We start from the raw sequence: 25,032 nt of genomic DNA on the forward strand, positions 1-25,032 counted from the left end.
AAATATTATTTCTCTTTCTCTTTTTTTACTTTAATAAAGCCCAGGTTCAGGCCTGTAATGGTGGCGTCGTCTTCATCGGTATTACTGAATTCAATTACTTTGTCTTTACGTTTATCAACAGCGGCTATCACCACGTTAAAAACATCGCCAAGGCTACGGATACGATGTTTTTTTACAGGTTTGGCTGCAATTACATGAGCGTCATGCGACGATACCCGGGCTATTAATGCCGCCTGTGTGTTGTCACTTGCAATGATGGTTAATTTCGGGCTGATTCCCGTTGCTGTATCCGGAACCACGGCGTTAACAACAGGATAATCTGCGGTGGGGGCATTTGCTAATAATGGTTCATCTGTATGGGCTGTTACAGGTGAGGGGATAGGATTTACAGGCTGTGATACAGATGGTGTCAAATTGCTTTTGGTTTTATTAACACGCGCTATAGTATTAACAGGTGCTATAACCGGATTTGCAGGTACTTTGTTTTGGGCCGTGGTTGGACGTACCACGGGCTTAACTGTAACTGCCACAGGTTGTGTTACCGGTTGATGGGCTTTAACTATTTCTGTTGGATGGTCATGATGTTTAGCCGCTTGTTTAGGGATGAACAGGACACCTGCGGTGATCAGTAATATAACACCTGCTGCTGCGCTTAGCAAAGGCAATAATATTCCTTTACGCCTGCCGGCGTTTAATTCGGCGTTGATGCCCTGCCATACATGGGCCGATGGTTGTATTTCCAGGTCATCAAGCTTTTGTTGAAACAGCCTGTCCAGTTCCTTATCCTGCATATCCATAACTTTTGCCCTCCATTTTAGCAATTTGTTCTTTCAGTATTGTACGAGCCCTTGATAGCTGCGATTTAGAGGCACCCTCGGTAATGCCTACAATATCCGCTATCTCCTTGTGTGAATAACCTTCAAGCGCATAAAGGTTAAATACTATCCGGTAACCCGGCGCCAGTTGCTGTATCATGCCCATTAGCACTTTTGCATCCAGGTTGGCCGCAGCTAAAGGATTAACAGATGGCTCATGCCCTGCTTCGTCAATATCAATTACCTGCATCATTTTGTGATGTTTGCGATAGTATTCAATTGAACTGTGAACCATAATGCGCCTAACCCAGCCCTCAAATGACCCCTCGCCCCGGTAATCGTCCATTTTCTGGAAAACCCTTATAAAGCCATTCTGCAACATGTCTTCGGCTTCCATGCGGTCGGTAGCGTAGCGCATACATACCCCCAGCATTTTTGAGGCAAACTGCTTATAAAGCAGTTCCTGCGCCTTCCGCTCGCCGGCCCGGCAACGGTCTATCAGTTGGTGAATGGTATATTTAGGTTCCAAAAACATCATTTATAAGTAAGATGGCGGAGTGATGTAAATGGTTGCATGGGGATGTAAATATTTTGATGAATAGTTGATTTTAATCAGCATTTTTATATTCCAATCTTATCACATGGAATATTCAGACTTTTTAAAGAGACAATCAGCAGCCTTTATCGAAATTTATCAAAAGAAATTTGCTAAAACTATCATAGCCGCTGTTTTATGGACGGTATTTTGTTTTTTTATAATTGAGATATTGTCCACCTACAGCAATTATGATCCAGTTTCTAAAACACATCCGGTAAGCATATTAAGCTTTTTCTTTCTTCGTTTTAGTACTAATGAGATTTACAGCGTGGTTGATAACGGGAAGTCTGTATTCCTATTTTTTGTGTCGGTATTTTCACTAAGTCTGGTTAACAAAGTGACGGTTAAAAGTGTACTTTATTTACTCTTAATATTAGTGGTTTGTTTTCTGTTGGATTTTTCGTTTTGCCGATTAAAAGGACAGGCTCATCATACGGTTAGTAATCCGCATTTTGATATGTGGGCAAGTGAAATAATTTTCCTTGCCAGGCTTTATATCCCACTTGTATTGTTTGCTGTAGTAATTCAGGTTATAGTTTCCGTAGAACATATCAAAGTAAAGCAGATTGTTTTTTTGCTGATTGCCGTATTCTTTTTTAATGAAGTCGCTTATGAAGTGATGGCGTTGCTTCGTCCGGCGGTTTTCGAATTGATTATGTCACCGGTCAAGTCGAAAGCTACATTTTATTTTGTGGAAAGTGCTTTAGGTAGTTTACTGGTAGCTTCGTTCTTTTTGGGTTTTCATTGTGCCATGACTGTCCCGTTTAGTTTAGCATCGGAACAAGAAAAGGAATAGAATTACTTCTTCTCCCGATATCTTTTATAGATCTTAACCGCTATCATCAATATCACACCCAAAGAAACTATTCCAACTACACCAAACACCCAGCTTAAGGTATCTTTCTTAACGGCAAGAAAAACAATAGCGAAAAGAAAAATGGTTGCGAGTTCATTCCAAAGACGTAACTGACCGGATGTCCATTTGAAAACGCCTTTGCGCATTTGCTTTATTTTAGATTCGCAGATGTGATGATAGCCCACTAAGCCAAATACAAACGCCAATTTGATATGCAACCAGGGCATTTTTAACCACGCCGGACTTAAATACAACATGGTACAACCTGCCAGTATGGTAAGCAGCATGGATGGCTTGGCTATAACATTCCAGAGCCGGCTTTCCATAATTTCAAATTGTTTGGAAAGTATGGTGCGTTCGGGCTCGGGTTTATCCTGCGCTTCGGTGTGGTAGATAAACAAACGCACAATGTAAAACAGTCCCGCCATCCAGCAGACTACAAAAATGATGTGTATGGCGAGAACGTATTGGTACATACCGTGAATTTATGTCATTGCGAGGAACGAAGCAATCGCAAACTTTACAGAGGGCCTTGCAAAGTTCGCGATTGCCACGCTATCGCTCGCAATGACATTTTGGCTTTATTTTAATTTCTGTATTCTTTTATCACTTCTACCGCATACTTCACATTATCAAACGGGATATCCGGCATGATGCCGTGGCCCAGGTTAAAGATGAAGCCGTTTTCGCCTTTCATACGGTCGAACAAACGGTAGATGCGTTCTTTAATTACTTTTTTATCAGCATAAAGGATGTGCGGATCAAGGTTACCCTGTACCGCTATGCCTACCGGTAAGCGTTTTTTGATATCTAACAGGTCAACATTCCAGTCGATAGAGATCACATCCGGTTTAGCCTCGGCCATTAGCGGTGCAAAAACGGAGCTGCCTTTACAGAAGGAGATTACCGGGATATCTTTACGGTTCAGTTTGCTGATGATCTCGGCAATATAACGGTGGCTAAATTCTTTATAGTCATCCCACGCCAAAGCCTGCGCCCAGCTGTCAAAGATCTGTACAGCGTTTACGCCGGCGGCGATTTGCATGTTCAAGTAATCGGCCGTAACGGTGGCAATTTTTGATAACAGCTGATGGGCCATTTCCGGCTCATTGTGCAGCATCAGTTTGGTACGTTTAAAATCTTTTGATGATCCGCCTTCAACCAAATAGCTCATTACGGTAAACGGCGCACCTGCAAAACCAATTAACGGGATGCGGCCGGCAAGGCGTTGCTGAATTACTTTAATGGCATCGGCGACATATTGCAGCTTATCCAATACATCAGTTTGCAGGTTGTCTATATCGGCCTGTGTACGTACCGGATTGGCAAACAGCGGACCAACACCCGCGTTGAAACTCAGGTCGCCTCCCATGGCTTCACCCGTTACCAGGATATCTGAAAATAAAATGGCGCCGTCAATCCCTAACAGGTCAACCGGTAGCATGGTAACATCGGCAGCGATCTCCGGTGTTTTACACATTTCGAGGAACGAGTATTTGTTTTTAATATCCCAATACTCTTTCATAAAGCGGCCTGCCTGCCTCATCATCCAAACCGGCGGGCGTTCTGTCTGCTCCGAAAATGCCGCTTTTATTAATAACGAATCTCTCATATTTTATGTTAGAAGCAAGAAAGTGGATAGAAGCAAGAGGTCAAGAATCAAGAGACAAGAAAGAAATTTAATCCTGTCTTGATTCTTGCTGCCTCGTCTCTTTATTCTTTCTGTCCCGACTCTTGCTTTTCTTTTCTTATTTTCTTAAATCTCGACTCTTGCCGTCTTGCCTCTTTTTCTTGTTTCTTGACTCTTACAGTCTTGATTCTGTCTTAAGCTCCTGCTGAAGGCGGCTTATCACGTCCTTCATTTTAGCAGTTATTTTATCCTTATGCTTTTCGGTTAATTGAAGATAGGCTTGGGCTTTTTCAATATTACCGCGCCTGATGCTGATATTGGCTACGCTAACCAATGCTGCTACGTGGTCATTAACCGAACGCAATGGATATTGCGCTGCAATTTCATAGTGTTTTTCAGCCTCTTCAAAATCCTGCCTTTGCAAACAAAGGCCACCGTATATAAATTCATAATAACCCCGGCGGTTTTTGCTGAGCCACTCGGGTTTCGCGATCTCGTTTAACGAGGCCGCTGTTTTGTCATAATCCTTTACATGAAAGTGTTTGGATGCAACAATTAACGTACCCTGCCTAAAATAATCCCAAATGAGCAGGATGATCATCATTGCTGCCACTACCGCAAGTTCGTAAATACGAAAATACACCAACACCCCTAACGACAGCAGAAATACAAAGGCAATGAATATACGTACCCTGTTACTGAACATTAATGCTGGTTATCGGTAAATTTATAGCCTACACCACGGATAGAGTGAAAATAAACCGGGTTTTTAGGATCTGGTTCAAAATACTTACGGAAGGTTAAGATGAAGTTATCGATAGTACGTGTTGACGGATAAACGTCATAGTTCCATACGGTTTCCAGGATCTGCTCGCGTGATACGGCGTCGTTACGGCGCTCAATCAACAGTTTAAGCAGCATCGTTTCCTTTTTGGTAAGGGCGGTAATGGAGCCATCTTCATTAACCAGCTCAAATGAGTTAAAGTGAATGGTTTTATCACCTATTTTATAGCTATTAAACTCTTTCAGGTCTTCGCCTTTTAAGCTGCGTTTTACCAGGTTATTCACCCTTAAAATGAGCTCTTCAAGGTTAAACGGTTTGGTAAGATAATCATCAGCACCTTTTTTTAAGCCCGAGATCTTGTCCTCGTTGGTGTTTTTAGCAGTAAGGAACATGATAGGTACTTCGGTATTTTCAAGCCTGATGGTTTCGGCGACAACAAAGCCGTCAATTTCGGGCATCATTACGTCCAGTATCACCAGGTTAAAACGTTCTTCCTTAAATAGCTGTAAAGCTTTTTTGCCGTTTTTAGCCGGAGTTACCTTATAGCCTTCCAGCTCAAGGTTAAGCTTAATTGCTTCTAACAAATGCTCTTCGTCTTCGGCCAATAAAATCCTTTTTTTGTTTGGCATATTATTCATTGTCTTAATTTAGGTTAGTCCAAATGTAACTTCAAAAATGCTACCAGCAGGGCGGTTATCTTTAACCCTGATGCTGGCCTGGTGCTTATCTAACACCTCCTTAACAATGTAAAGGCCCAGTCCGGTACCTTTGGTGTTACGGGTTTCTTCGCTGCCCACGCGGTAAAAGCGGTCGAAAATTCGGGTCTTTTCCTCGTCGGCTATGCCGATACCATGATCAGATACCTGCAAATAAACTTTATCATCTTTCGAAAACAGCTTTACCCCAACAGATGAGCAGGGGCTTGAATATTTTACAGCGTTTTCTATCAAATTGGTCACTACCGATGTAAGGGCAAATTTATCGCCCACGATCTCCACCTTAGGCTCAATCTCGGCCTCGATGATCTGCTGGTTGCAATCGCATTTAGAGATCTGCAGGCGGTTAACAATACTGTCAACCAAAACCGAAAGGTTAAAGCTGGCCTTAGGAAAGCTGTATGAACGGTTTTCGATCTTAGATGCCAGAAGCATATTCTCAACCATGTCATCCAAACGCTCAACATCGTTCAATGATTTTTCAATAAAATCAAGCAGCTGTTCTTTAGTTAGATGGCGCTTTTGGATAGTTTGCAGCAGGATCTTGATAGACGCCAGCGGCGATTTCAACTCATGCGTTACCGAAAGCAGGAAGTTCTTTTTTTGCTCCTGCAGCCTGCGCTCCTTATTAAACGAACGGTGCAGGTTAATGGCGCCAATTAAAAATACGGCTACAAACATAGCCCCTTCGCCTAGGATCATACCGGTGCGGCGCGGTTGCAACGTAACCAGCATGTAGCCCCACCATACCAGTTCGGCAACGGCATAAGTTATGAGTGCGTAAAAAATAACAAATGACTTTTTCATAACAACCTCCTCTAAATCTCCTCCAAAGGAGGAGACTTCAAGATTTTATTTTTTTAAGCCCTCTCCTTTGGGTAGGGTTTGGGTAGGGTTATTTCCCGTTAAATACTAAATCCAAACTATCAAATATAGCACGTTTTGTTCTCTCCAGGTCGGTTTTGGTATGGGCTGATGAAATAAAGCCAACCTCGTAACCCGACGGACCTAAATAAATACCCCTGTTCAGCAGCTCACGGTGGAACTTTTTGAATTTTTCCATGCTTGATGCATCAATATCTTCGGCTTTACGAATATACTCTTTATCTGTAAAAGCAAACCAAAATATGGAGCCTATGCCAAACACCTTAAACTTATAATTGCGGGCGGTAGCAAAACGCTGGATAGCTTCTACGAACTCTTCTGTTTTATTGTTCAGGTCGCGGTAAAAGCCTGTGCGTAACAGTTCGCTCAACTGGGCAATACCGGCGCCCATGGCAACCGGGTTGCCTGATAAGGTACCTGCCTGGTAAACCGAACCTTCTGGAGAAATATTACTCATGATTGCTGCTGATGAGCCATAAGCACCAACAGGCATACCACCACCGATAATTTTACCATAAGTGATAATATCAGGTTTAATTTGGTAGTAACCGGCAGCGCCTTCAAAGCCTACACGGAAACCCGAGATCACCTCATCAAATATCAGCATGGTGCCGTTTTGTGTACAGATGTCGCGCAGGTATTGCAGATATTCTTTTTCTTGCAAAAGCAGGCCGTTATTGGCGGGCACCGGCTCAATGATTACTGCCGCAATCTGGTTTTTAAATTCTTCAAAAGCTTTGGCTAATGCTTCTTTATCATTAAGCGCTACAACGATAGTTTCGTCGGCAACTGATTTTGGTACACCGGCTGATGAAGTTTCACCAAAGGTAACCAGGCCCGAACCTGCTTTTACCAACAGGGCATCGGCGTGGCCATGGTAGCAGCCTTCAAATTTTAAGATCTTATCGCGTTTGGTATACCCCCTGGCCAACCTGATAGCCGACATTACAGCCTCGGTGCCAGAACTCACAAAACGGATCTTTTCAATAAACTTGTTGTTTTTCAGGATCAGCTCGGCCAGTTCATTCTCTAATGCGGTAGGCGCGCCGAAGCTCATACCATTTTGCATTACCTCGATAACTTTTTCCCTTACTTTAGCATTGTTATGGCCCAGGATCAGTGGTCCCCAAGAGCAGCAGTAATCGATAAACTCGTTACCATCAGCATCCCAGATATGACTGCCATCACCTTTTTGAATAAACAGCGGCGTGCCATAAACAGATTTAAAAGCCCTTACCGGCGAGTTAACCCCACCCGGAAAATAGGTTTGCGCCTTAGCATACAATTCGGCCGATTTTTCACGACTGATATCGGGCTTGCCCGTAGTATTTACCGGTTCATCCTCTGCAGAAAACATCTTTTTTATTGAATCGAACATTGTTATTTATAAGCTTAAAGCTATCTTTTTAAAGCCGTCATTGCGAGGTACGAAGCAATCGCGAACTACACAGGGTTAACCTGCTAAGCGGGGATTGCTTCGTACCTCGCAATGACGGTTGTTTTATATTTTTATTTCCTAACCTCTTATTTCCAACCTCTAATCACTACCCTATAACCACTTATTCTCCAAAACCTCTTTGGCATGGTAGGTTAAAATAGCAGTTGCACCGGCACGGCGGATGCTGGTAAGCACCTCGGTAATGGCACGCTGCTCGTTTAACCAGCCGCGTTGTATGGCAGCTTTGATCATGGCATATTCGCCGCTTACGTTGTAGGCTGCAACAGGCAATTCGGTATTGTCTTTTATCAGTTTAATAACGTCAAGGTAGGGTAGGGCCGGTTTCACCATCAGGAAATCTGCACCTTCCAGTTCATCCAGTTCAGCCTCTATCAAAGCTTCGCGCTGATTGGCCGGGTTCATCTGGTAGGTTTTTTTATCGCCGAATTTTGGTGCCGAGTTCAATGCATCCCTGAACGGGCCATAAAAAGCGCTGGCATATTTAGCCGAGTACGACATGATAGATACATTGGTAAAACCATTGTCATCCAATACATTGCGGATATAACCCACGCGACCGTCCATCATATCTGAAGGGGCAATAATATCAGCACCGGATTGCGCGTGCGCTAAAGCCATTTTACCCAAAACGTCAAGCGTTTCATCGTTCAGGATCACGCCATTTTCCACAATGCCGTCATGGCCGTCGCTGCTGTAGGGATCCATGGCAACGTCGGTGATAACGCAAGCTTCCGGGAAGTTCTTTTTTACCTCGCGGATAGCGCGCAGATACAAACTCTCGTCGCGGTAGCTTTCGGTAGCAAATTTATCCTTCAGTTCTTCGGCGATATTTGGGAACAGGTCGAAAGAGTTAAGCCCAAGTTTAAGGCAGCTTTCAATTTCGCGCAGCAGGTTATCGATAGAATAACGGAAAATTCCCGGCATTGATGCCACTTCACTTTTCTGGTTTACGCCATCAATAATAAACAGCGGAAAAATCAGGTTAGCAGCGCTAACATGCGTTTCCTGAACCATCTGGCGTATCACTTCACTTTTTCGGTTCCTTCTTGGTCGTTGTAACATAACTTTTAGTTCATGGTTCATAGTTGATGGTTCATGGTGGCTTCAGCAACTATACCCAATTATTGTTTATAGCTCACATTGACGATTTACAGATAGCTATGATCTATGAACCATCAACCATGAACTAACCTATAATCCAAACACTGCCTCTGCCAGTCCAACTTCGTCGGGCGAGTAGGGGAGTGTGTATTTTACACCCATTTCGTCAAATTTTTTGCCGGTTGATTTGCCTATGGCCACAACTTTTTGGTATGGGTCGAGCAGGTTATCGGCAAAGTAGGCTTCTACGTTTGACGGGCTGGTAAACACCATTACATCCGCGCCGCTTGCCTCCACATCTTCTTCCAGTACAGTTTCGTAAACCGGTAAATCGATGATCTTGGTATCGGCAGACAGGCCTTGCTGTATGCTCCTCATCGGGTTTTCGGCACCGGGGAACAGTACAATTTTACCGTTAGCCAGTTTTGCAAATTCTTCAGCAACTTCGGCAGTATCGGTACCCTCGCCAACATAATCGGTAAAGTGACCTTTGCGGCGCAGCATTTCTTCGCTGCCGCTGCCCATTACCCCAAATTTTACTTTTTTAGGGAATTGTGGGTTCAGCTGGAAAAAATATTCAACAGCGTTTTTGCTGGAGAAAAACACCCAGTCGATATTTTTTAATATGTATGAGTCAAAGCGGGTAATCACCGGCACCGTACGGATCAATGAGCGATCTTCTATCTGGATGCCATGTTTTTCAAGCGCTTTGCGGAAGTAGCTTTGTTCGCTAAGCTCGCGCGAAATAAATACACTTGACGGATGCTTACGGTTTTTGGCAAATTTGGCTACTACTTTTTCTGCCAGGCCTTCGGTAGTTGGAGCTTCTAAAAACAATCTGTCCGGAAAATCATCCCCTTCGTTAGCCTTTGAAGTAAATACCTGGAAAAGGCCATCTTCCCTGCGGCAATAACAACCCAAAGGCAGGTGACAGCCACCGCCAAATAATTTTAATACGGTACGCTCAACAGCCAGTTCTTCGGCTACATCGGTATGATGTAAGGCCTGCAGGGCTTCAAAAAGTTCATGATCTGTTTCGCGGATCTGGATAGCCAATGCGCCCTGTGCAGGGGCCGGGATCATTTCAACCGGAGTTATTTCTTCCACATGAAACTCGCTCAGGTCGAGGCCTAAACGGGTAACGCCGGCTTTGGCCAGCATAATGGCATCATATTTTTCATCGCGCAGCTTACCGATACGGGTAGGCACGTTACCGCGAAGTTCTTGAATTTCAAGATCGGGACGGTGGGCCAGGAGCTGGGCTTTGCGCCGGTTTGACGAGGTGCCAACGATAGCACCATATTTAACAGATAGCTTTTGGTGCACATCAACGCAGTCTTTCAAGATCAACAACAGTTCAGCCGGGTCTTCCCGTTCTGAAACTGCTGCGATGATGAGTCCCGGAGGATTTTCGGTAGGCAGGTCCTTATGCGAATGGACCGCAATATCAATGGTGCCGGCTATTAATTCTTCTTCTAATTCTTTGGTAAAAAAGCCTTTACCTTCCAACTTATCAAAGCTGAGGTTAAGGATGCGGTCGCCCTGGGTTTTAATGATCTTTAACTCGGCGGTAATATTAATGGCAGCAAGGCTGTCTTTAACGAAATTGGCCTGCCATAAAGCCAATTCACTGCCACGGGTTCCTATAATCAGTTTTCTGTCCAAAAGAATGAATGTTTGCAGCTGCAAATTTAATTTTTTATGCCGATGATAAGGTACATCAATATAATGAATTATTGTTAATTGCAACAAAATGACGGTAATGTGTACGATTAGCGCCACGTAAAACCGGCAGGCTGGCAACCGGGCTGCAAGCCGGGAGGCTTGCGACGGCGACGATTTTATAATAGCAGCATTTGTGTAACAAACAGGCTGTCCCAATTTTTTGATTCCCCAAAAAAAATGAAAAAAGCCCCGTGTTTCTTTTTCTTAAAAAATGGATATGTTCCATTTTTTAAGAGTGAAACAGTGAAACGGGTTTTATAAGTTATCGATTGATAGTCAGCGCTTTAATGTTTTGTATGGAACATTGTTAAATTATTGATAATCAACGTTTAAAACTTTATGGAATGTTTATTGAGTGTTTCACGGTTGTTGAAGATAAAGCTGATTTTTTAATCTTTTTTCCCATTTTTTTTCATTTTTTTAAGGTGAAACCGGTTGGTTGAATTTGATACTGACAAAGTATTGCCACCAGTAGTTAAAGAATGTAATATTAGCTTTGTGCCCTTCTCTCTATATCTGACGAAGCGTAGCTTCGTCAGATAGCTATTGCAGGCGCATATAACAGATTTTAACTTCGGCCGGCTAATGAAAAGTGGAACATAACGCCGCGGAATCACAAACCTGACCTTGTATCCTCAAACAATAATGGTGACCCATATCCGCACAACCAAACGTCCGTTTTTATTACAATAATTGCCTCTTGTAAAATTGTAATCGCTATATTTCAGTAAGTTATAAAGTTGGAATAACCTTTGACGCAATTGGGCAACTTGACTGCATTCATTTTCCATATTACCCCTTATGATTTTGCATTTTTAGCAACGATATTTATCGGGCTGACTTTTAGCCTGCTCTTATGGTTTACCCCCAATATTAATCGCGCTGCAAACCGTTTTCTGGCCCTGGCGATGCTAACCATAGTTTTATGGATGGTCCGGGTATTGGGACAAAGCATTGGATTGGGCACTTACTTTCCGCATTGGAGCCGGCTGCCGCTTCAATTTTCACTTGCGCCTGGTCCGCTCATTTATTTTTACGTACTTATGATAACCCGGCCAGAGTATAAATTACGCCGCGCGGATCTGCTGCACTTTATCCCCTTGTTGCTGCAACAGGGCATTTTTGTATTGGAGATTGGGCAAAGCGTCAGCACCGGCACGGCAACTTATGATACACCGATCTTTCGGCAAGCGAATCCGGTACTCAATATGGTGGCCTTCATTTCGGTGGTTGCCTACCTGTATATTTCTTTCAGGCTGATAGAAAGTTATTACCGGGAGTTAAAATTCAATAGCGTAAACGACCGCTACTGCAACCAAATGCGCTGGCTGCATCGGTTAATTAAGGCTTTGGGCCTTTTATGGTTATTATGGCTGCCGTTTGCCGCTGCGGATTATTTTTATTTCCACTACCGGTTGGGTATTAACGCGTATTACCCCTTGTACTTGCTGTTAGCAGGAATGATGATCTGGATAGCGGCGACAGTCCATTCAAAACCAGGAAGCACTATTATTGCGCAGGCTCCCGCGGTTTCGAGAACACCGGTTCCGGCAGTGCTGCGGCAAAAGGGGGCCTGGCTCAGGCGGGTTATGGAAGACAAGCGGTATTACGAGGACGCGGAGTTGAGTTTGACCTCGCTCGCTGACAAGCTTGGGCTCACAGTGCATGAATTATCCCGGATCATTAATATTGCTCTCAAAAAAGACTTTAACGATTTTATTAACGAATATCGCGTTGCGGAAGTAGTCCGGAAAATGCAGGATCCTGCTTTTGCTCATATAACCCTGCTTGGCATAGCACTGGATTCCGGTTTTAACTCAAAATCATCCTTCAACCGCATTTTTAAACAAATAACCGGCAAAAGCCCGGCGGAATATAAAAATGAACCTCAAAAAGAGTTCCCAGGTTATAACTTAAGACGACGTACTCAGTTTGCAAGGGTAATTTCGGACCATGAAGCCGCGATCATGTGGTCTTCCCGAAAATTAAACCGCAGCTATATGTTCAAAAATTATTTTAAGATCGCGTGGCGTAATATCACCCGTCACAAAAGTTACTCGGCCATTAATGTAGCCGGGCTGGCGGTGGGCATTGCGGCCTGCCTGCTGATATTTGTAGTTGTTCAATATGAGTTGAGCTTTGACACCTATCAACCCGGTTATAAAAGCACGTATCGCATTGTTACAAAAAAAGAGCGGGAAGGTAATATCAGGTATAGTGCCGGGATCTCAACGCCTGCGATAGATGCTTTTCGTCTTTATTTCCCACAGGCTACCATTGCAGGTATCAACGCCATTTATGGCAGCCAGATCGTAGCCCCGGCGGCTAACGGTAACCCCGCCGGCGATAAAAAATTTATAGAGAACACCGGCATCATGTTCGCCCAACCTCAGCTTTTCGATATTTTTTCAGCAACCTGGCTTGCCGGCAGCGCGTTGGCTTTAAAAGATCCTAACATGGTGGTGATTGATAAAAGCAGCGCCATAAAATATTTTGGTAACTGGCAAACGGCAGTAGGAAAAACGCTCAGGATGGATAACCTGCTGACGCTAAAAGTGGCGGGTGTGATACAGGATGTTCCCCCAAATACCGACCTGCCGCTCAAAGTGTTGATTTCGTACATCACCTGGAAGAACAACCCCAAAAGCTACCATTACGCATATACCTGGGATGAAACCAGCAGCGACTGCCAGGTGTATATAAAATTTCCTGCAAATGTATTGCAAAGCAGCATCGAAAGTCAAATGCTCAGTTTTTCCGAAAAACAATTTAATAGTGATAGTAAACGCGCTGCCAGGAAAAGATATGCTGTAGCGCAACCCTTATCGGCAATCCATTTTGACACCAGTTTTGGCGGCACGCTGGGCGATCATGTAACCGGCAAGTCCACGCTGCGTACCTTGTCGTTTATCGCGGTGCTGATCATCGTTATGGCATCCATCAATTTCATTAACCTTTCAACCGCGCAATCTGTTGGCCGCTCCAAAGAGGTAGGCATCCGCAAAGTGCTGGGCAGCAGCCGCGGGCAATTGGTAGGCCTGGTAATGTGCGAAACGGCCATTATCGTACTAATTTCGGCCGGCCTTGCAATTTGCATAGCCGAAATTGCTTTACCGTTACTCAAACATATCGCCAGCGTTCCGGATACCATTGGTTTGTTCAATCCTGGCATATTGCTTTGCCTGGCCTGTGTAATAGTTGCAGTGATACTGCTTTCAGGAGTATATCCGGCAATTATCGTATCGGGATTTAAACCTGTTGATGCGCTGAAAAATAAGATTAATTCGGCAGCTGTTGGTGGTTTATCGCTCCGCCGTGTGCTGGTAGTTACCCAGTTTACCATTTCACAGTTGCTGATCATTGGAACGGCTATCGCCGTTAAACAAATGGATTTTGTAAACAATGCCGACCTCGGGTTTAATAAAGAAGCCGTATTGGCCATACCATGTCCTGCCGATAGCATCGGTTTATCACGAATGAACAGCTTTAAACAGCAGGTACTTACCTTGCAGGGTGTAAAGGCAGCCAGTTTTTCGGCTGACGCGCCATCGTCATCGCATAATAATTCAAGCAATTTCTACTTCAATCATTCAGATAAAGATCCTGGCTTTGATATTTTCATGAAAGTGGCCGACGCGGATTACTTTAAAACTTTTGGCCTCAGGTTTATAGCAGGCAAAAGCTATGAACCCAGCGATACCGCACGCGAACTGGTGGTTAATGAAACTTTTATACACAAATTGGGTATTAAACGTGCAAATGATGCTTTAGGCAAAACCCTTACCTTTGATAGTTACGGAAATCTGCCCATAGCAGGCGTTGTTGCCGACTTTAAAACAAACTCCATGCGCGAGGAAGTTAAGCCGCTGGTGATGTATCCCTCAAAACAATCGGAACAGCAAATAGCAATCAAAATTGAAGGCCGAAAGTTTGCCAAAACGGTAGCACTGGTGCAAAGTACCTGGGAAAAGAAATATCCGGAATATGCTTACACCGGCTTTTTTGTTGACGATAGCATTGCCAAATTTTACGAACAGGAAAACCAGCTCGAACTGATCTATAAAGTATTCGCGCTCATCGCTATTTTTATCTCCTGCCTTGGTTTGTACGGCCTGGTATCATTTATGGCGGTACAGCGCACCAGGGAGGTAGGCATCCGAAAGATTTTAGGTGCATCGGTAAGCAGTATTGTGTACTTGTTTTCGAAGGAGTTTTTAGCGCTCATTGTTGTGGCATTTGTAATTGGCGCCCCCCTTGCATGGTACCTGATGAACGGATGGCTGCAAACTTTCGCCTATCGTATTTCGCCGGGCTTATGGATTTTTGTCGCAGCTATTACAACATCCTTATTGATAGGCTGGTTTACTGTAGGTTACAAAGCTTTAAAAGCGGCGCTGGCAAATCCTGTAAAGAGCTTGAGAACAGAATAATTAAGTGGCCATTAGTAAGGTTTAGGTCAAATTAACGTCCCATCAGGGTCTCTCGCAGAGGACCCTGATGTATACGCCATGCTGATTCGATGTTTCAGCGAGCCTCAGGTACTTTGGGAGAGACCCTGATGGGAACAGGTGTTTGTTTCTCAGAATCGTCTTACCGCAGCATGGCCAGCATTTCACCATTAGGCAGCTCGTGTGAAGTATAATGCAAGCTGAGTTCATGATTACTGTTTTTCTTTTCCAGCTGTAACAGTTCTTTCACCGGCACCGTCATAGCAAAATCCGAAGCATCAGCAAAGGCCCATTTTTTCAATGTGTTTCCTTTTTCATCCTGTAGGGTAAGGCTGCGGCCGGTGCCGGGGCCTTTCATCCGGCAGTGGGTATACTTAATGCGCAGTTCGTCGCTTTCATTTGCTTTATCCAGTTTCAGCACCCTTAAACTTATTGGTTGGTTCACATACTGCTTTAGGATAAGTTTGTTGTTTAGATAGATCTCGTACCCGTCCAGCCCGAATTTGTTGGTGAAACCAAATGCAGTGAAGCTTAGGATGATCAGCGTAAATAATCCTATAAACGCATGATAAAATTTGATGTGTTTCATGATCATAAGTTTTAAATGGAATCCTCTGTTGTTTGTTAGTGCAATATTAAACCGATTGAAAATCAGGCAGAAAATTAGTAGACCAACAACCTGAATAATAGATATCAGCTTTTTTATCCTTATATTCCTCTACTATTTGTGCAGTTTGTCGATATAATTTTGCAGGCCAAATGCTTTTAGTTTCCTTTATGCTCAATGATATTGAAACACTGAAATGGATGCGTTGGATAAACAAATCTCGCTGCCGTTTTTAAAACGCAGTACTACTTTAAGGCTTGCCCTGATGCATAGCTCTTACTGGGTACTGATCACCGGCTTTTTCATTTACGAGAAACGATACCTCATATATAAAGCCAGCATGCCTTACTTTGTAGCCTGCGTGGCCGGTCGCATTGTGCTGCTTATCATTATAGCCTATCTTAACCTGCAATATTTTTTGCCGCGGTACCTGTTGCGGAAGCGTTACGCCGCTTATTCTACAGCAATTATCCTGTCGGTACTCGGTTATTTAGCTGCTCAAAGCCTGTTTGATTTTTACCTGTATGGTTATGTAGTAGGCCCCATGCGCAACAGTAACCTGCTGGAATCATTATCTTACAACTTTTTTAGCACCTTATGGTACCTTGGGTTGATGCTGGCACTCAAACTAAGTATGGACTGGTACGGGCAGCAACTGATCATTCAAAAAATCACCGTAGAAAAACTGAACGCCGAAGTTAATTTTCTGCGTGCGCAGGTAAACCCGCATTTTCTGTTTAATGTCCTGAATAACCTCTACGCACTAACGCTAAAAAAATCAGAACTCGCACCGGATGTGGTACTGAAGCTATCAGAGATGATGGAATATATGCTGTATGATAGTACCGGCGACAAGGTACCGTTGGAGAAAGAGATCAGCTATCTCAGCAATTATATAGAGCTGGAACGACTAAGGTTTAGCGGCGAGGCTGCCATTGACCTGAATATTAACGCGGACTTGAGCGGACATGAAATTGCCCCGCTGCTGTTGCTGCCCCTGGTTGAAAATGCTTTTAAACACGGACTGGGCAGGCAAACTAAAAGCGGCTGGCTAAAGGTGAATATCAGCCTGGGGCAGTCAACGCTGGAGGTTATTATTGAAAATGCCAAACCAGTATCGGTAGTTAATAATAGTAAGGGAGGAATAGGGCTCGACAATTTGCGGAAACGCCTCGACCTGCTTTATCCGGCTAGGCATACGCTGCAATTGGAAGATAGAAAAGACACCTTTTGGGTTAAACTGGTGATTGAATTATAAGGACGGATTTGATATGGAAGCCTTGCTGAAATTTGTGGTAGTTGATGATGAGCCGCTCGCGCTTGAAATATTGGATGATTACCTGAAAAGGATTGATCATGTGCATTCGGTGTTTCTGTTCAGCAATGCGGTTGATGCTTTACATCATTTAAAAGATCACCACGCTGATGTATTGCTGCTGGATATAGAGATGCCGGAAATGACAGGGATCCAATTTCTGAAATTACTGCCAGAACCGCCACTGACTGTTTTTACCACAGCCTACCGCAACTATGCCTTTGAAGGCTATGAACTGGGCGTAATTGATTTTTTGCTGAAACCGATATCATTTAAGCGTTTCGGGCAGGCCATTGACAAGATCAGGGAGTTCCTGGCCCTGAAAGCACAATATGATCATGCAGATGACCTGCCGGCAGGTGAAAGTACCGGTTCTATTTTTGTTAAAAGCGGTGTACAGCGCATTAAGCTTTGCTTTAACGAGGTTACGCATATTCAGGGATTAAAAGATTATGCCATCATTTATACCCATACAGAAAAGATCCTTTTAAAAGGTTCCATTAAAGCTATGCTGGATATTTTTCCGGAGAAGCGTTTTATTCGGGTGCATAAATCGTTCATCGTATCCGTTAATAAGATTACCCGGCTGGAAAGTAACCGCATTATTTTGAATGGGCATGAAATCCCGATAGGGAGGAGTTTTAAGGAAGATTTGGAGCGGGTGTTAAGGGGATGATAAGACAAAACTTCAACCAGAGATAAAAAGTATCAGAAAATACCCGTGCCGTTGTTGGTGTTGTCACCAACAACCTTTCCTAACCATAGGTTCTTGTAAATTACCGAAATTTTTCGTTACTTATGGGATAGGCAGTCGCCGGGTGAGGAGTTGTTGGTGACAACACTAACAACGGCGAGATAAAAATATTTTGGTAATTCTTTAATTCCATAAATTCGGGTTCAGACAAACGCAAGCATTCTGTTAATCCTCAAATTCCGTAAATTCTGATTCAGAAAGTTTTAGTTTTCATTGATCAATATATCTTTCGCCATAACCATGGGCACGCTGATATATTTTTTCTCCATGTAGTTGATCACCTTTTCCAGGATCTCGCGCGATTGCTCATCCAGGCCCTGCACTTCATCCGCAAAAACGGAGTTAATGGCGGTATTGCGGATCTCTTTGATCTTTTCAGGCACCTGGCGCATAGCTACTTCAATACGGCGCTGTTTAAGCTGCTGCACAAATTCGGCAATGTTTTGCTCAATAATAGCTTCGGCGTGTACCAGTTCGTGGTAACGTTCCTGCAGGTTCTTTTTGGCAACTTCGTTAAGCGAGTGCACTTCAATAAAGTTAACCGGGAATTGCTCCAGTACTTCGGGAGCGGTATCGTTAGGGATAGCAAGGTCCACAATAGTTTTGCGGCCGGTTTCGCCGTTTAACAGCGATTGGTAAACTTCGGTAGTGATGATTGGCTCAACTGCCGATGTGCAGGTGATAATGGCATCAAAACCTTTTTTATAGGTTTTCAAAGCTTCGAGGTCAAACGCTTCGCCGCCCAGATCGGCAGCTAATTTTTCAGCATTGGCCACGGTACGGTTAAATACCGCGAAGTTTGAAAATTTATGTTTTTGAAGATATTTGGAAATGTTGCGGTTAGTTTCGCCAGCGCCGATGATCAATATACGGGCATTTGAACAAAGATTAAGGTCTTTAAGCTTGCGGTAAGCCAGCGATACTACCGAGATTGGATTTTTGGAGATGTTGGTATGCGTATAAACTTCCTTGGCTGTTTTTACCACGCAGTTCATGATCATGCGCATGGCATCGCCGGTTAGGCCGGCCTCTTTGCAATGTTCATATGCTTTGCGTAACTGGGCCAGGATCTCCTTTTCGCCCACGATCAAACTCTCCAGCGAACATGAAGTACGCAAAAGGTGCACCATAGCTTCCTGGTCTTCATAAATAGACGCGCTATCCATAAAAGTACTCAGCGAATCATGGCAAAGCTCTGTGTTAAAGGCCTCTATGAATTTTTTGGCAAAATCTTTGTCAACAGATTGTGGGGTTGTCATTACAAATTCCACACGGTTACAGGTAGCCAGGTAGAAGATCTCCGGGATGTTGAACTGCTTTTTAACTTGTGCAAGTTTATCTGTCAGATTTTCCTGGCAAACCACCAATCTACCCAATTCCTTCAGTTCAATCTGTTTGTGCGTAAAAGCTATTACCTTTAGATACTTCAAAGCAGTTTTAAAATTTGACCGAACAAAAGTATCACTATTCGGCACATGCAATGTCAACACTTTGTCAAACAGGCTTATTTGGAATGGTTATAAATTGCAAAAACGGCTTGTTTTGCAGTATTTAAACTGTTTTGCAATACGTATCACAAAATATTTGTAAATTAAAACATGGATAAGTATAAAAAAATAAGCCTGGTAATACTCATAGCGTTTTACGTGCTTGCAGGCCTTAATCACTTCCGTGACCCGGACTTCTATTATGCCGTAATGCCCAATAACCTGCTTTACCCTGAGACTGTTAACCTCCTTGCAGGGATTGCCGAAATTTCATTAGGGTTGTTACTTATACCATCCATAACGCGATACTGGGCTGCCTGGGGGATTGTTTTAATGTTGATTGCCTTTTTGCAGATCCATGTGAGCATGGCATTTAAAGCACCAATGAAGTTAAATTCCATAACAGTTACACCTTTTTTGGCATGGTTGCGCTTAGCACTGCAGTTTGTACTGATATATTGGGCCTGGTGGCATACCTCTGCTCGAAAGAAAATAGCCTAAACCAAAATGGGCTTTGGCTGTTGGGAAGATGAGGCAGGGGCGATGAGCTGACTCACCCGGCCGACGCTTCGCTGGGCCACCCTCTCTATGCTCTGCATAAAGAGGGTAAAAAATAAATACCCTCTTTGCGAAGCAGAGAGGGGTGACAAGCGCAGCGATGTCGAGGTGCGTAAATGCCGCTCTGCCCAAAAACGATACAACAAATTATATATGGATCTGCAAAGTATTGAAATGCGTAACCTGGAAGTACAGGACTACCAGGAGCTTAAAAAATCAATGAAATCGGCCTATATGGATATGGATGAGGACTATTGGGACGCCAATTCTATCCGTAAGCTAATCAAAATATTCCCCGAAGGGCAGATCTGTATCACCGTTAACGATACGGTTGTCGGCTGTGCGCTGGCCATAATTGTTGATTACCAAAAATTTGGCGATAACCACACTTACAAGCAAATAACCGGCGACAGCACGTTTAAAACCCATAATGATAAGGGTGATGTGCTTTATGGTATTGATGTGTTTATCCACCCAAAATATCGCGGATTACGCCTGGCACGGCGTTTATACGATGCCCGTAAGGCACTTTGCGAAAAGCTGAACCTGAAAAGTATCATAGCCGGCGGCAGGATTCCCAACTATCAAAAGTTTCAGAACGAGCTTACGCCCCGCCAGTATATTGATAAGGTAAAGTATAAAGAAATTTATGATCCTACGCTTTCCTTCCAGTTATCAAATGATTTTCACGTACGTAAGGTGTTGAGAAATTATCTGCCCGAGGATAGTCGCTCAAAAGGTTTTGCCACGCTTATTGAGTGGAACAATGTATATTACGAAGAGGTAAGCGATGCCATTAATCATAAAACGGTAGTGCGCATTGGCCTGGTGCAATGGCAGATGCGATCGTACAGTAACATTAGCGAGTTGATGAAACACGCCGAATATTTTGTTGATGCCGTGAGTGATTACCAGGCCGATTTTATCCTGTTCCCCGAGCTCTTTAATACACCGCTTATGGCCGATTACAATCACATGGATTCGGCCAAGGCCATGCGTGAACTGGCCAAATATACCCAACCCATTATCGAGGAGTTTTCAAAACTGGCGGTTTCCTACAACGTAAACATCATAGCAGGCAGTATGCCTTATATTTTTGAGGAGTCGTTGTATAATGTTTCCTACCTGTTCAGGCGGAATGGGAGTATGGAAGAGGTATACAAAATTCACCCAACCCCGGCCGAGATCAGCTCATGGGGGATGCGTGGTGGCGATGAAGTGAAAGTTTTTGATACCGATTGCGGCAAGGTTGGCATCCTGATTTGTTATGATGTAGAGTTTCCGGAACTTTCGCGCATTTTGGCCGGTCAGGATATGCAGATCCTGTTTGTGCCCTTTCTTACCGATACGCAAAATGGCTATAACCGGGTTAAGTTTTGCGCCCAGGCCCGTGCCGTGGAAAACGAATGCTATGTGGCCATTGCTGGCTGCGTGGGTAATTTGCCCAACGTAAATAACATGGGTATCAGCTATGCACAGTCGGCAGTGTTTACACCATCGGATTTTGGCTTTCCAACCAATGGTATCCAGTCGGAAGCTACACCAAATACCGAGATGATCGTAATTGCTGATGTTGACCTCTCATTGCTGGATGAGCTGCATGAGTATGGCAGCGTGCAAAATATCAAAGACAGGCGCACGGATTTGTATAACATTACTTTTAATGGGAAGAGGGTGTAAGGGAATAGTTTTAAAAAGTATAATAAGAAGCGTCATTGCGAGGTACGAAGCAATCCCCTATTGGCAGGTTCGCTCTGTATAGTTCGGGATTGCTTCGTACCTCGCAATGACGATATTTATGATGTTGCCGCTTGTTTTAAATTTTGTGGTTGCTGTTAAAAGAATCCCTGAATATTTTCCAGCCGGCTTTCGTGAGCTTCCACAACTTTAAATACTTTCCATCATCAATTACTTTACCATTTGGGTCAAAAACCTGCCAGGTACCATCCTCGGTGACGAATGCCTTTCCATCACCATAAATATTGGCCGTTTGGAACTTTACCCCTTTCACTTTTCCTGCAACAAAAGTGTCATCAAAATCTTTCCGGAGAGCCTTCTTCCCTTTTATAGGGGGCATATTGGGCGCTAACAATATGGCGTCATCGGTATAAAGGGTTACAATTGAAGCGTCACTTTTTGCAAATAGCTCGTAATAAAGTGTATTCGTTTTTTGAATAGAATTTTTGATCTGCTGTAAGCCGGGATTATTTGCCTGGGCAATGCCGCTTTTATACGTTAAAAAAAGACACAGGCATATAATTGCTGCAGTTAAGGTTTTTTGTTTCATAATCCTTTAAATATTGAATGAATAATTAAAGCGAAACTATATCCTTAGAATGGCTCAAAATTGTAAAAATCGGAACAGCTTAATTATTGAGCACCGCGGAAAAATCGGTTGAACTTTCGGGCGAAAACCGGGAAGGGAGCGACCCGGTAAAGAATTTAAAATCCTTTATAAAATGTGACTGATCAAAGTACCCGCACTCATAAGCGATGGAGGTGAGCGATAGTTTGTTTTCGGCAACCCGGTAAAGGCTTTTCTGAAACCGTGCTATCTTAGTGTACAAATTCGGGCTGAGCCCGGAGTAGTTTAAAAATATTTTCTGAAGGTACCGGGAGGAAAGACCGTATTTAGCTGCCACTGTATTGATATTCTCCAGAAAATTCTCTTTGCTTAAGTCAAGCATGATGTTGTTAACCAGCTTTAGCCTGCTGAATTTCGGCCCTGATGCTAACAGTCTTTTCGTCAGAAATTCTTCCACTAAATCTATTCTCCGGTCCGGCGTTTTGGCCTCCATTAATCTCAAATGTAAAAAAGCAGCTTCCTTTCCTCCCAACTCTTTGAAATCAATAACATGGTCATTAAATTCTTCTATCGGCTCATTGAAAAAGCAGGCAGCCGTATGGGTAAAAAAACGGATCCCAAACATACAGTGCTTACCGTATGATGTAAAGGTAAATGGCTGTATGGTTTGCCCCCACAACTGAATGTCGGGGCTGGTTACCAGTTCGCCATTTTTTATTTGTTGAGGGCCATCCGCTCCCAGGTTGAATAAGATCTCGATAGCGCCGGTAGCAAACACCTTGTCATCAGTCATAACAGGAATATCTGTTTCGCACACAAAATAGCATTGTATGAAATCTTTTAGTATGCCATGAGGACGGTATTCGGTATAGCGCATGTCGACTGCAATCTGATATATTCAAATTTAATATAACTGTTTGGATGATTTTGCTTTTCAGGGTTAAATAAAATCTGCGAAAAGCCTGAAAGGAAAATAAGGCTTCGGCTCAGTTGCACTGATTTATTTCAATAACATTTTCGGCCTTTAATACTAAATTAGCCGCCATGATCAGGAAAGATAATTTCACCCTTCCCGGCGCTAAAGGGCGGCCAATGCTTATCGATGTTACTTATGATGATGTTTTTAAAAATACACCACTGGTAATTTTTGCACATGGCTTTAAAGGCTTTAAAGATTGGGGTACGCATGATCTTTTGGCCCAATACTTTGCCGAAAAGGGTTTTCGTTTCCTGAAATTTAACTTTTCGCATAATGGCACAACGCCCACCAATCCCTTGGATTTTGCCGATCTGACGGCCTTTGCTGATAATACGGTCTCTATTGAACTGGAAGATCTCGACACGATCATTGACTTTGCCTGCAGCGGGGCGAGTATGCCTATGGCCAATGGTGTATACCTCATAGGGCACAGCATGGGCGGCGGTGTAAGTATTATCAAAACTGCCGAAGACAGCCGGATTAAAAAGCTGGTAACTATGGCTTCGATATCCGGTTTCCGGAACCTGTGGCCTAAGCAAATAGAACAGCAGTGGCGTTTGCAGAGCGTTTTTTACTTTGAAAATAAACGTACCGGGCAGCAAATGCCTGTTAAATCAACCCTGTTAGATGATCTTGACAATCACCCGCTGAGGCTGGATATCATCAGGCAGGCAGGTTTAATAAAACAGCCATGGCTCATCGTTCATGGTGATGCCGATTCTACGGTACCTGTAAGCCATTCCCTGCAGTTGCATGAAGCTAATCTTACTGCGGAATACATAGTGCAAAAAGGCGCAGATCATACTTTTGGCGGCGAACATCCTTTTACCGGAGATGCTTGGCCGGCCCAGCTGATTGAGTTTTGTGATACGGCAATATCATTCTTAAGTAAATAAAGGTTGAGCTGTTTCAACCAATCGTAACTTTTTTACGTTAGTTATATCATACCTGATATTAGTACTATAATTGCTGTTATGAGTTTACCCGCATCGCGAAAAAAAGGACGAAAATATCTCAATACGATACCTACCGACGAGGCCGGCTTTGGTAAAATGATCCCCATTTTAAGGGAGTACATGAACAACAAGGCCGAAAATACGCCTAAGAAAACTTTAGGCCCTTTTAAAACAGATCTATCGGTTTACAGTACTCCGCCCGCATCGGGCTTGCGCATTACCTGGATCGGCCATTCCAGTATCCTGATTGAGATTGATGGCAAGCGCATCCTTACCGACCCGGTTTGGAGCGAGCGGGTTTCGTTTTCGCAATCATTCGGGCCGAAGCGGTTTTTTCAGCCGCCGATAGCTTTGGAAGATCTACCCCCGCTGGATGCGGTGATCCAGTCGCACGATCATTACGACCATTTGGATAAGGCTACCATTAAGTTTTTTGCGGATAAAAACATCCCTTTTTTCTGTTCGATAGGGGTAGCGCAGTATTTAACCAACTGGGGCATGCCTGCCAACTTTATTACTGAAATGGATTGGGGCGACAGCGCCATGATCGGCAATGAAATTGTACTTACGGCAACACCCTCACGCCATTTTTCGGGCAGGGGCATTGTTGGGCGAAACGAAACACTTTGGTCATCATTCGTGATCAAAGGCCCGCAGCATAATATTTACTTTGGTGCCGATTCGGGTTACTCGCCCGAATTTAAGGCGATAGGAGAGGCTTTTGGTCCGTTTGATCTGACTATGCTGGAGATAGGTGCTTACGGAAAATTCTGGCCGGATATTCATATGGGGCCTGATAATGCTTCAAACGCGCATCTCGATCTGAAAGGCAAATTGATGATGCCCATCCATTACGGTACGTTTAACCTGGCTCCGCATGCCTGGTACGAGCCTATTGAATGGCTAACCGCTATGGCAAACCAAAAACACATCGATTTATTTGTACCCAAACCCGGTGAGCCAACCGAAGTAAAAGGTGCCTATAATTCTGATTGGTGGAAGGAATATTTATCTTAGAAGAATAAAAAACAATAAAAAACATGTCATTGCGAGC

22 protein-coding genes are annotated in these 25,032 nt (G+C 43.6%); 8 read left to right on the forward strand and 14 right to left on the reverse strand.

Annotated elements, in window-relative coordinates; all coding sequences use genetic code 11:
* Nucleotides 1–5 precede the first annotated feature (5 nt).
* Complete coding sequence (locus ACP26M_RS27010) at nucleotides 6–797, reverse strand: hypothetical protein (protein WP_426584882.1); 792 nt, start codon at nucleotides 795–797, stop codon at nucleotides 6–8.
* Nucleotides 781–1,350, reverse strand: coding sequence for an RNA polymerase sigma factor (locus ACP26M_RS27015; RefSeq protein ID WP_426589778.1), 570 nt, complete (start codon nucleotides 1,348–1,350; stop codon nucleotides 781–783). Before ACP26M_RS27015 ends, ACP26M_RS27010 begins: the two co-directional genes overlap by 17 nt.
* Nucleotides 1,351–1,456: 106 nt before the next feature.
* On the opposite strand from ACP26M_RS27015, the gene ACP26M_RS27020 reads away from it, so the two are divergent.
* Nucleotides 1,457–2,209 carry a hypothetical protein gene (locus ACP26M_RS27020; protein WP_426584884.1) on the forward strand — a complete coding sequence of 251 codons (753 nt, stop codon included), beginning with the start codon at nucleotides 1,457–1,459 and terminating at the stop codon, nucleotides 2,207–2,209.
* Nucleotides 2,210–2,211: 2 nt separating this feature from the next.
* Here ACP26M_RS27020 and ACP26M_RS27025 read toward each other — a convergent pair whose 3' ends face one another.
* From ACP26M_RS27025 to hemC, 8 genes are all read right to left on the reverse strand, one after another.
* Nucleotides 2,212–2,745: a CopD family protein gene (locus ACP26M_RS27025; protein WP_426584886.1), complete on the reverse strand. Its 534-nt coding sequence runs from the start codon at nucleotides 2,743–2,745 to the stop codon at nucleotides 2,212–2,214.
* A gap of 110 nt (nucleotides 2,746–2,855) precedes the next feature.
* A complete protein-coding gene (gene hemE, locus ACP26M_RS27030) occupies nucleotides 2,856–3,881 on the reverse strand; it encodes a uroporphyrinogen decarboxylase (RefSeq protein ID WP_426584888.1) in 1,026 nt (341 codons plus the stop codon).
* A 193-nt stretch (nucleotides 3,882–4,074) separates the two neighbouring features.
* Nucleotides 4,075–4,605, reverse strand: coding sequence for a hypothetical protein (locus tag ACP26M_RS27035; RefSeq protein WP_426584890.1), 531 nt, complete (start codon nucleotides 4,603–4,605; stop codon nucleotides 4,075–4,077).
* Nucleotides 4,605–5,312 (reverse strand): response regulator transcription factor, encoded by a 708-nt coding sequence (locus ACP26M_RS27040; protein WP_090529686.1) that lies wholly within the window; start codon nucleotides 5,310–5,312, stop codon nucleotides 4,605–4,607. Before ACP26M_RS27040 ends, ACP26M_RS27035 begins: the two co-directional genes overlap by 1 nt.
* A gap of 18 nt (nucleotides 5,313–5,330) precedes the next feature.
* Nucleotides 5,331–6,206 carry a sensor histidine kinase gene (locus ACP26M_RS27045; protein WP_090529091.1) on the reverse strand — a complete coding sequence of 292 codons (876 nt, stop codon included), beginning with the start codon at nucleotides 6,204–6,206 and terminating at the stop codon, nucleotides 5,331–5,333.
* A gap of 88 nt (nucleotides 6,207–6,294) precedes the next feature.
* Entirely contained in the window at nucleotides 6,295–7,662 is a 1,368-nt protein-coding gene (gene hemL / locus ACP26M_RS27050; RefSeq protein ID WP_426584892.1) for a glutamate-1-semialdehyde 2,1-aminomutase, read from the reverse strand.
* Between the two features lie 171 nt (nucleotides 7,663–7,833).
* Complete coding sequence (gene hemB, locus ACP26M_RS27055) at nucleotides 7,834–8,805, reverse strand: porphobilinogen synthase (protein ID WP_121233467.1); 972 nt, start codon at nucleotides 8,803–8,805, stop codon at nucleotides 7,834–7,836.
* Between the two features lie 129 nt (nucleotides 8,806–8,934).
* Nucleotides 8,935–10,509 carry a hydroxymethylbilane synthase gene (gene hemC / locus ACP26M_RS27060; RefSeq protein ID WP_426584895.1) on the reverse strand — a complete coding sequence of 525 codons (1,575 nt, stop codon included), beginning with the start codon at nucleotides 10,507–10,509 and terminating at the stop codon, nucleotides 8,935–8,937.
* Nucleotides 10,510–11,339: 830 nt separating this feature from the next.
* On the opposite strand from hemC, the gene ACP26M_RS27065 reads away from it, so the two are divergent.
* Nucleotides 11,340–14,999: an ABC transporter permease gene (locus ACP26M_RS27065; RefSeq protein WP_426584897.1), complete on the forward strand. Its 3,660-nt coding sequence runs from the start codon at nucleotides 11,340–11,342 to the stop codon at nucleotides 14,997–14,999.
* A 160-nt stretch (nucleotides 15,000–15,159) separates the two neighbouring features.
* Here the strand turns inward: ACP26M_RS27065 and ACP26M_RS27070 are convergent, their stop codons facing one another.
* Entirely contained in the window at nucleotides 15,160–15,606 is a 447-nt protein-coding gene (locus ACP26M_RS27070) for a hypothetical protein (protein ID WP_426584899.1), read from the reverse strand.
* Between the two features lie 214 nt (nucleotides 15,607–15,820).
* On the opposite strand from ACP26M_RS27070, the gene ACP26M_RS27075 reads away from it, so the two are divergent.
* Together ACP26M_RS27075 and ACP26M_RS27080 are read left to right on the forward strand one after the other, a co-directional pair.
* Complete coding sequence (locus ACP26M_RS27075; protein WP_426584901.1) at nucleotides 15,821–16,882, forward strand: sensor histidine kinase; 1,062 nt, start codon at nucleotides 15,821–15,823, stop codon at nucleotides 16,880–16,882.
* Nucleotides 16,883–16,895: 13 nt separating this feature from the next.
* A complete protein-coding gene (locus tag ACP26M_RS27080; RefSeq protein WP_426584903.1) occupies nucleotides 16,896–17,615 on the forward strand; it encodes a LytR/AlgR family response regulator transcription factor in 720 nt (239 codons plus the stop codon).
* A 281-nt stretch (nucleotides 17,616–17,896) separates the two neighbouring features.
* On the opposite strand, the gene hemA is transcribed toward ACP26M_RS27080, so the two are convergent.
* A complete protein-coding gene (hemA, locus tag ACP26M_RS27085) occupies nucleotides 17,897–19,123 on the reverse strand; it encodes a glutamyl-tRNA reductase (protein WP_426584905.1) in 1,227 nt (408 codons plus the stop codon).
* Nucleotides 19,124–19,291: 168 nt separating this feature from the next.
* Between hemA and ACP26M_RS27090 the strand changes: the two genes are divergently transcribed.
* Together ACP26M_RS27090 and ACP26M_RS27095 are read left to right on the forward strand one after the other, a co-directional pair.
* On the forward strand, nucleotides 19,292–19,681 hold the full coding sequence (locus ACP26M_RS27090; RefSeq protein WP_426584907.1) for a DoxX family protein: 390 nt from the start codon (nucleotides 19,292–19,294) through the stop codon (nucleotides 19,679–19,681).
* Between the two features lie 210 nt (nucleotides 19,682–19,891).
* Nucleotides 19,892–21,418, forward strand: coding sequence for a GNAT family N-acetyltransferase (locus ACP26M_RS27095; RefSeq protein ID WP_426584909.1), 1,527 nt, complete (start codon nucleotides 19,892–19,894; stop codon nucleotides 21,416–21,418).
* Between the two features lie 136 nt (nucleotides 21,419–21,554).
* Here the strand turns inward: ACP26M_RS27095 and ACP26M_RS27100 are convergent, their stop codons facing one another.
* Together ACP26M_RS27100 and ACP26M_RS27105 are read right to left on the reverse strand one after the other, a co-directional pair.
* On the reverse strand, nucleotides 21,555–22,025 hold the full coding sequence (locus ACP26M_RS27100) for a YybH family protein (protein ID WP_426584911.1): 471 nt from the start codon (nucleotides 22,023–22,025) through the stop codon (nucleotides 21,555–21,557).
* 79 nt (nucleotides 22,026–22,104) lie between these two features.
* Complete coding sequence (locus ACP26M_RS27105) at nucleotides 22,105–22,920, reverse strand: DUF6597 domain-containing transcriptional factor (RefSeq protein ID WP_426584913.1); 816 nt, start codon at nucleotides 22,918–22,920, stop codon at nucleotides 22,105–22,107.
* 167 nt (nucleotides 22,921–23,087) lie between these two features.
* On the opposite strand from ACP26M_RS27105, the gene ACP26M_RS27110 reads away from it, so the two are divergent.
* Entirely contained in the window at nucleotides 23,088–23,918 is an 831-nt protein-coding gene (locus ACP26M_RS27110; protein WP_426584915.1) for an alpha/beta hydrolase family protein, read from the forward strand.
* 78 nt (nucleotides 23,919–23,996) lie between these two features.
* Nucleotides 23,997–24,995, forward strand: a complete 999-nt coding sequence (locus tag ACP26M_RS27115) for an MBL fold metallo-hydrolase (RefSeq protein WP_426584917.1) — start codon at nucleotides 23,997–23,999, stop codon at nucleotides 24,993–24,995.
* The last annotated feature ends 37 nt before the right edge of the window (nucleotides 24,996–25,032 follow it).

Source organism: Mucilaginibacter sp. R-33 (assembly GCF_049949235.1).
Lineage (GTDB): Bacteria > Bacteroidota > Bacteroidia > Sphingobacteriales > Sphingobacteriaceae > Mucilaginibacter.

Coding starts and splice junctions, on each gene's coding strand:
- ACP26M_RS27045 (WP_090529091.1), bottom strand. CDS start 6,206: ATGAAAAAGTCATTTGTTATTTTTTACGCACTCATAACTTATGCCGTT.
- ACP26M_RS27075 (WP_426584901.1), top strand. CDS start 15,821: ATGGATGCGTTGGATAAACAAATCTCGCTGCCGTTTTTAAAACGCAGT.
- ACP26M_RS27110 (WP_426584915.1), top strand. CDS start 23,088: ATGATCAGGAAAGATAATTTCACCCTTCCCGGCGCTAAAGGGCGGCCA.
- hemE (WP_426584888.1), bottom strand. CDS start 3,881: ATGAGAGATTCGTTATTAATAAAAGCGGCATTTTCGGAGCAGACAGAA.
- ACP26M_RS27035 (WP_426584890.1), bottom strand. CDS start 4,605: ATGTTCAGTAACAGGGTACGTATATTCATTGCCTTTGTATTTCTGCTG.
- ACP26M_RS27010 (WP_426584882.1), bottom strand. CDS start 797: ATGGATATGCAGGATAAGGAACTGGACAGGCTGTTTCAACAAAAGCTT.
- ACP26M_RS27020 (WP_426584884.1), top strand. CDS start 1,457: ATGGAATATTCAGACTTTTTAAAGAGACAATCAGCAGCCTTTATCGAA.
- hemL (WP_426584892.1), bottom strand. CDS start 7,662: ATGTTCGATTCAATAAAAAAGATGTTTTCTGCAGAGGATGAACCGGTA.
- ACP26M_RS27080 (WP_426584903.1), top strand. CDS start 16,896: ATGGAAGCCTTGCTGAAATTTGTGGTAGTTGATGATGAGCCGCTCGCG.
- ACP26M_RS27090 (WP_426584907.1), top strand. CDS start 19,292: ATGGATAAGTATAAAAAAATAAGCCTGGTAATACTCATAGCGTTTTAC.
- ACP26M_RS27040 (WP_090529686.1), bottom strand. CDS start 5,312: ATGCCAAACAAAAAAAGGATTTTATTGGCCGAAGACGAAGAGCATTTG.
- ACP26M_RS27115 (WP_426584917.1), top strand. CDS start 23,997: ATGAGTTTACCCGCATCGCGAAAAAAAGGACGAAAATATCTCAATACG.
- ACP26M_RS27015 (WP_426589778.1), bottom strand. CDS start 1,350: ATGTTTTTGGAACCTAAATATACCATTCACCAACTGATAGACCGTTGC.
- ACP26M_RS27025 (WP_426584886.1), bottom strand. CDS start 2,745: ATGTACCAATACGTTCTCGCCATACACATCATTTTTGTAGTCTGCTGG.
- ACP26M_RS27100 (WP_426584911.1), bottom strand. CDS start 22,025: ATGAAACAAAAAACCTTAACTGCAGCAATTATATGCCTGTGTCTTTTT.
- ACP26M_RS27105 (WP_426584913.1), bottom strand. CDS start 22,920: ATGCGCTATACCGAATACCGTCCTCATGGCATACTAAAAGATTTCATA.
- hemB (WP_121233467.1), bottom strand. CDS start 8,805: ATGTTACAACGACCAAGAAGGAACCGAAAAAGTGAAGTGATACGCCAG.
- ACP26M_RS27070 (WP_426584899.1), bottom strand. CDS start 15,606: ATGAAACACATCAAATTTTATCATGCGTTTATAGGATTATTTACGCTG.
- ACP26M_RS27095 (WP_426584909.1), top strand. CDS start 19,892: ATGGATCTGCAAAGTATTGAAATGCGTAACCTGGAAGTACAGGACTAC.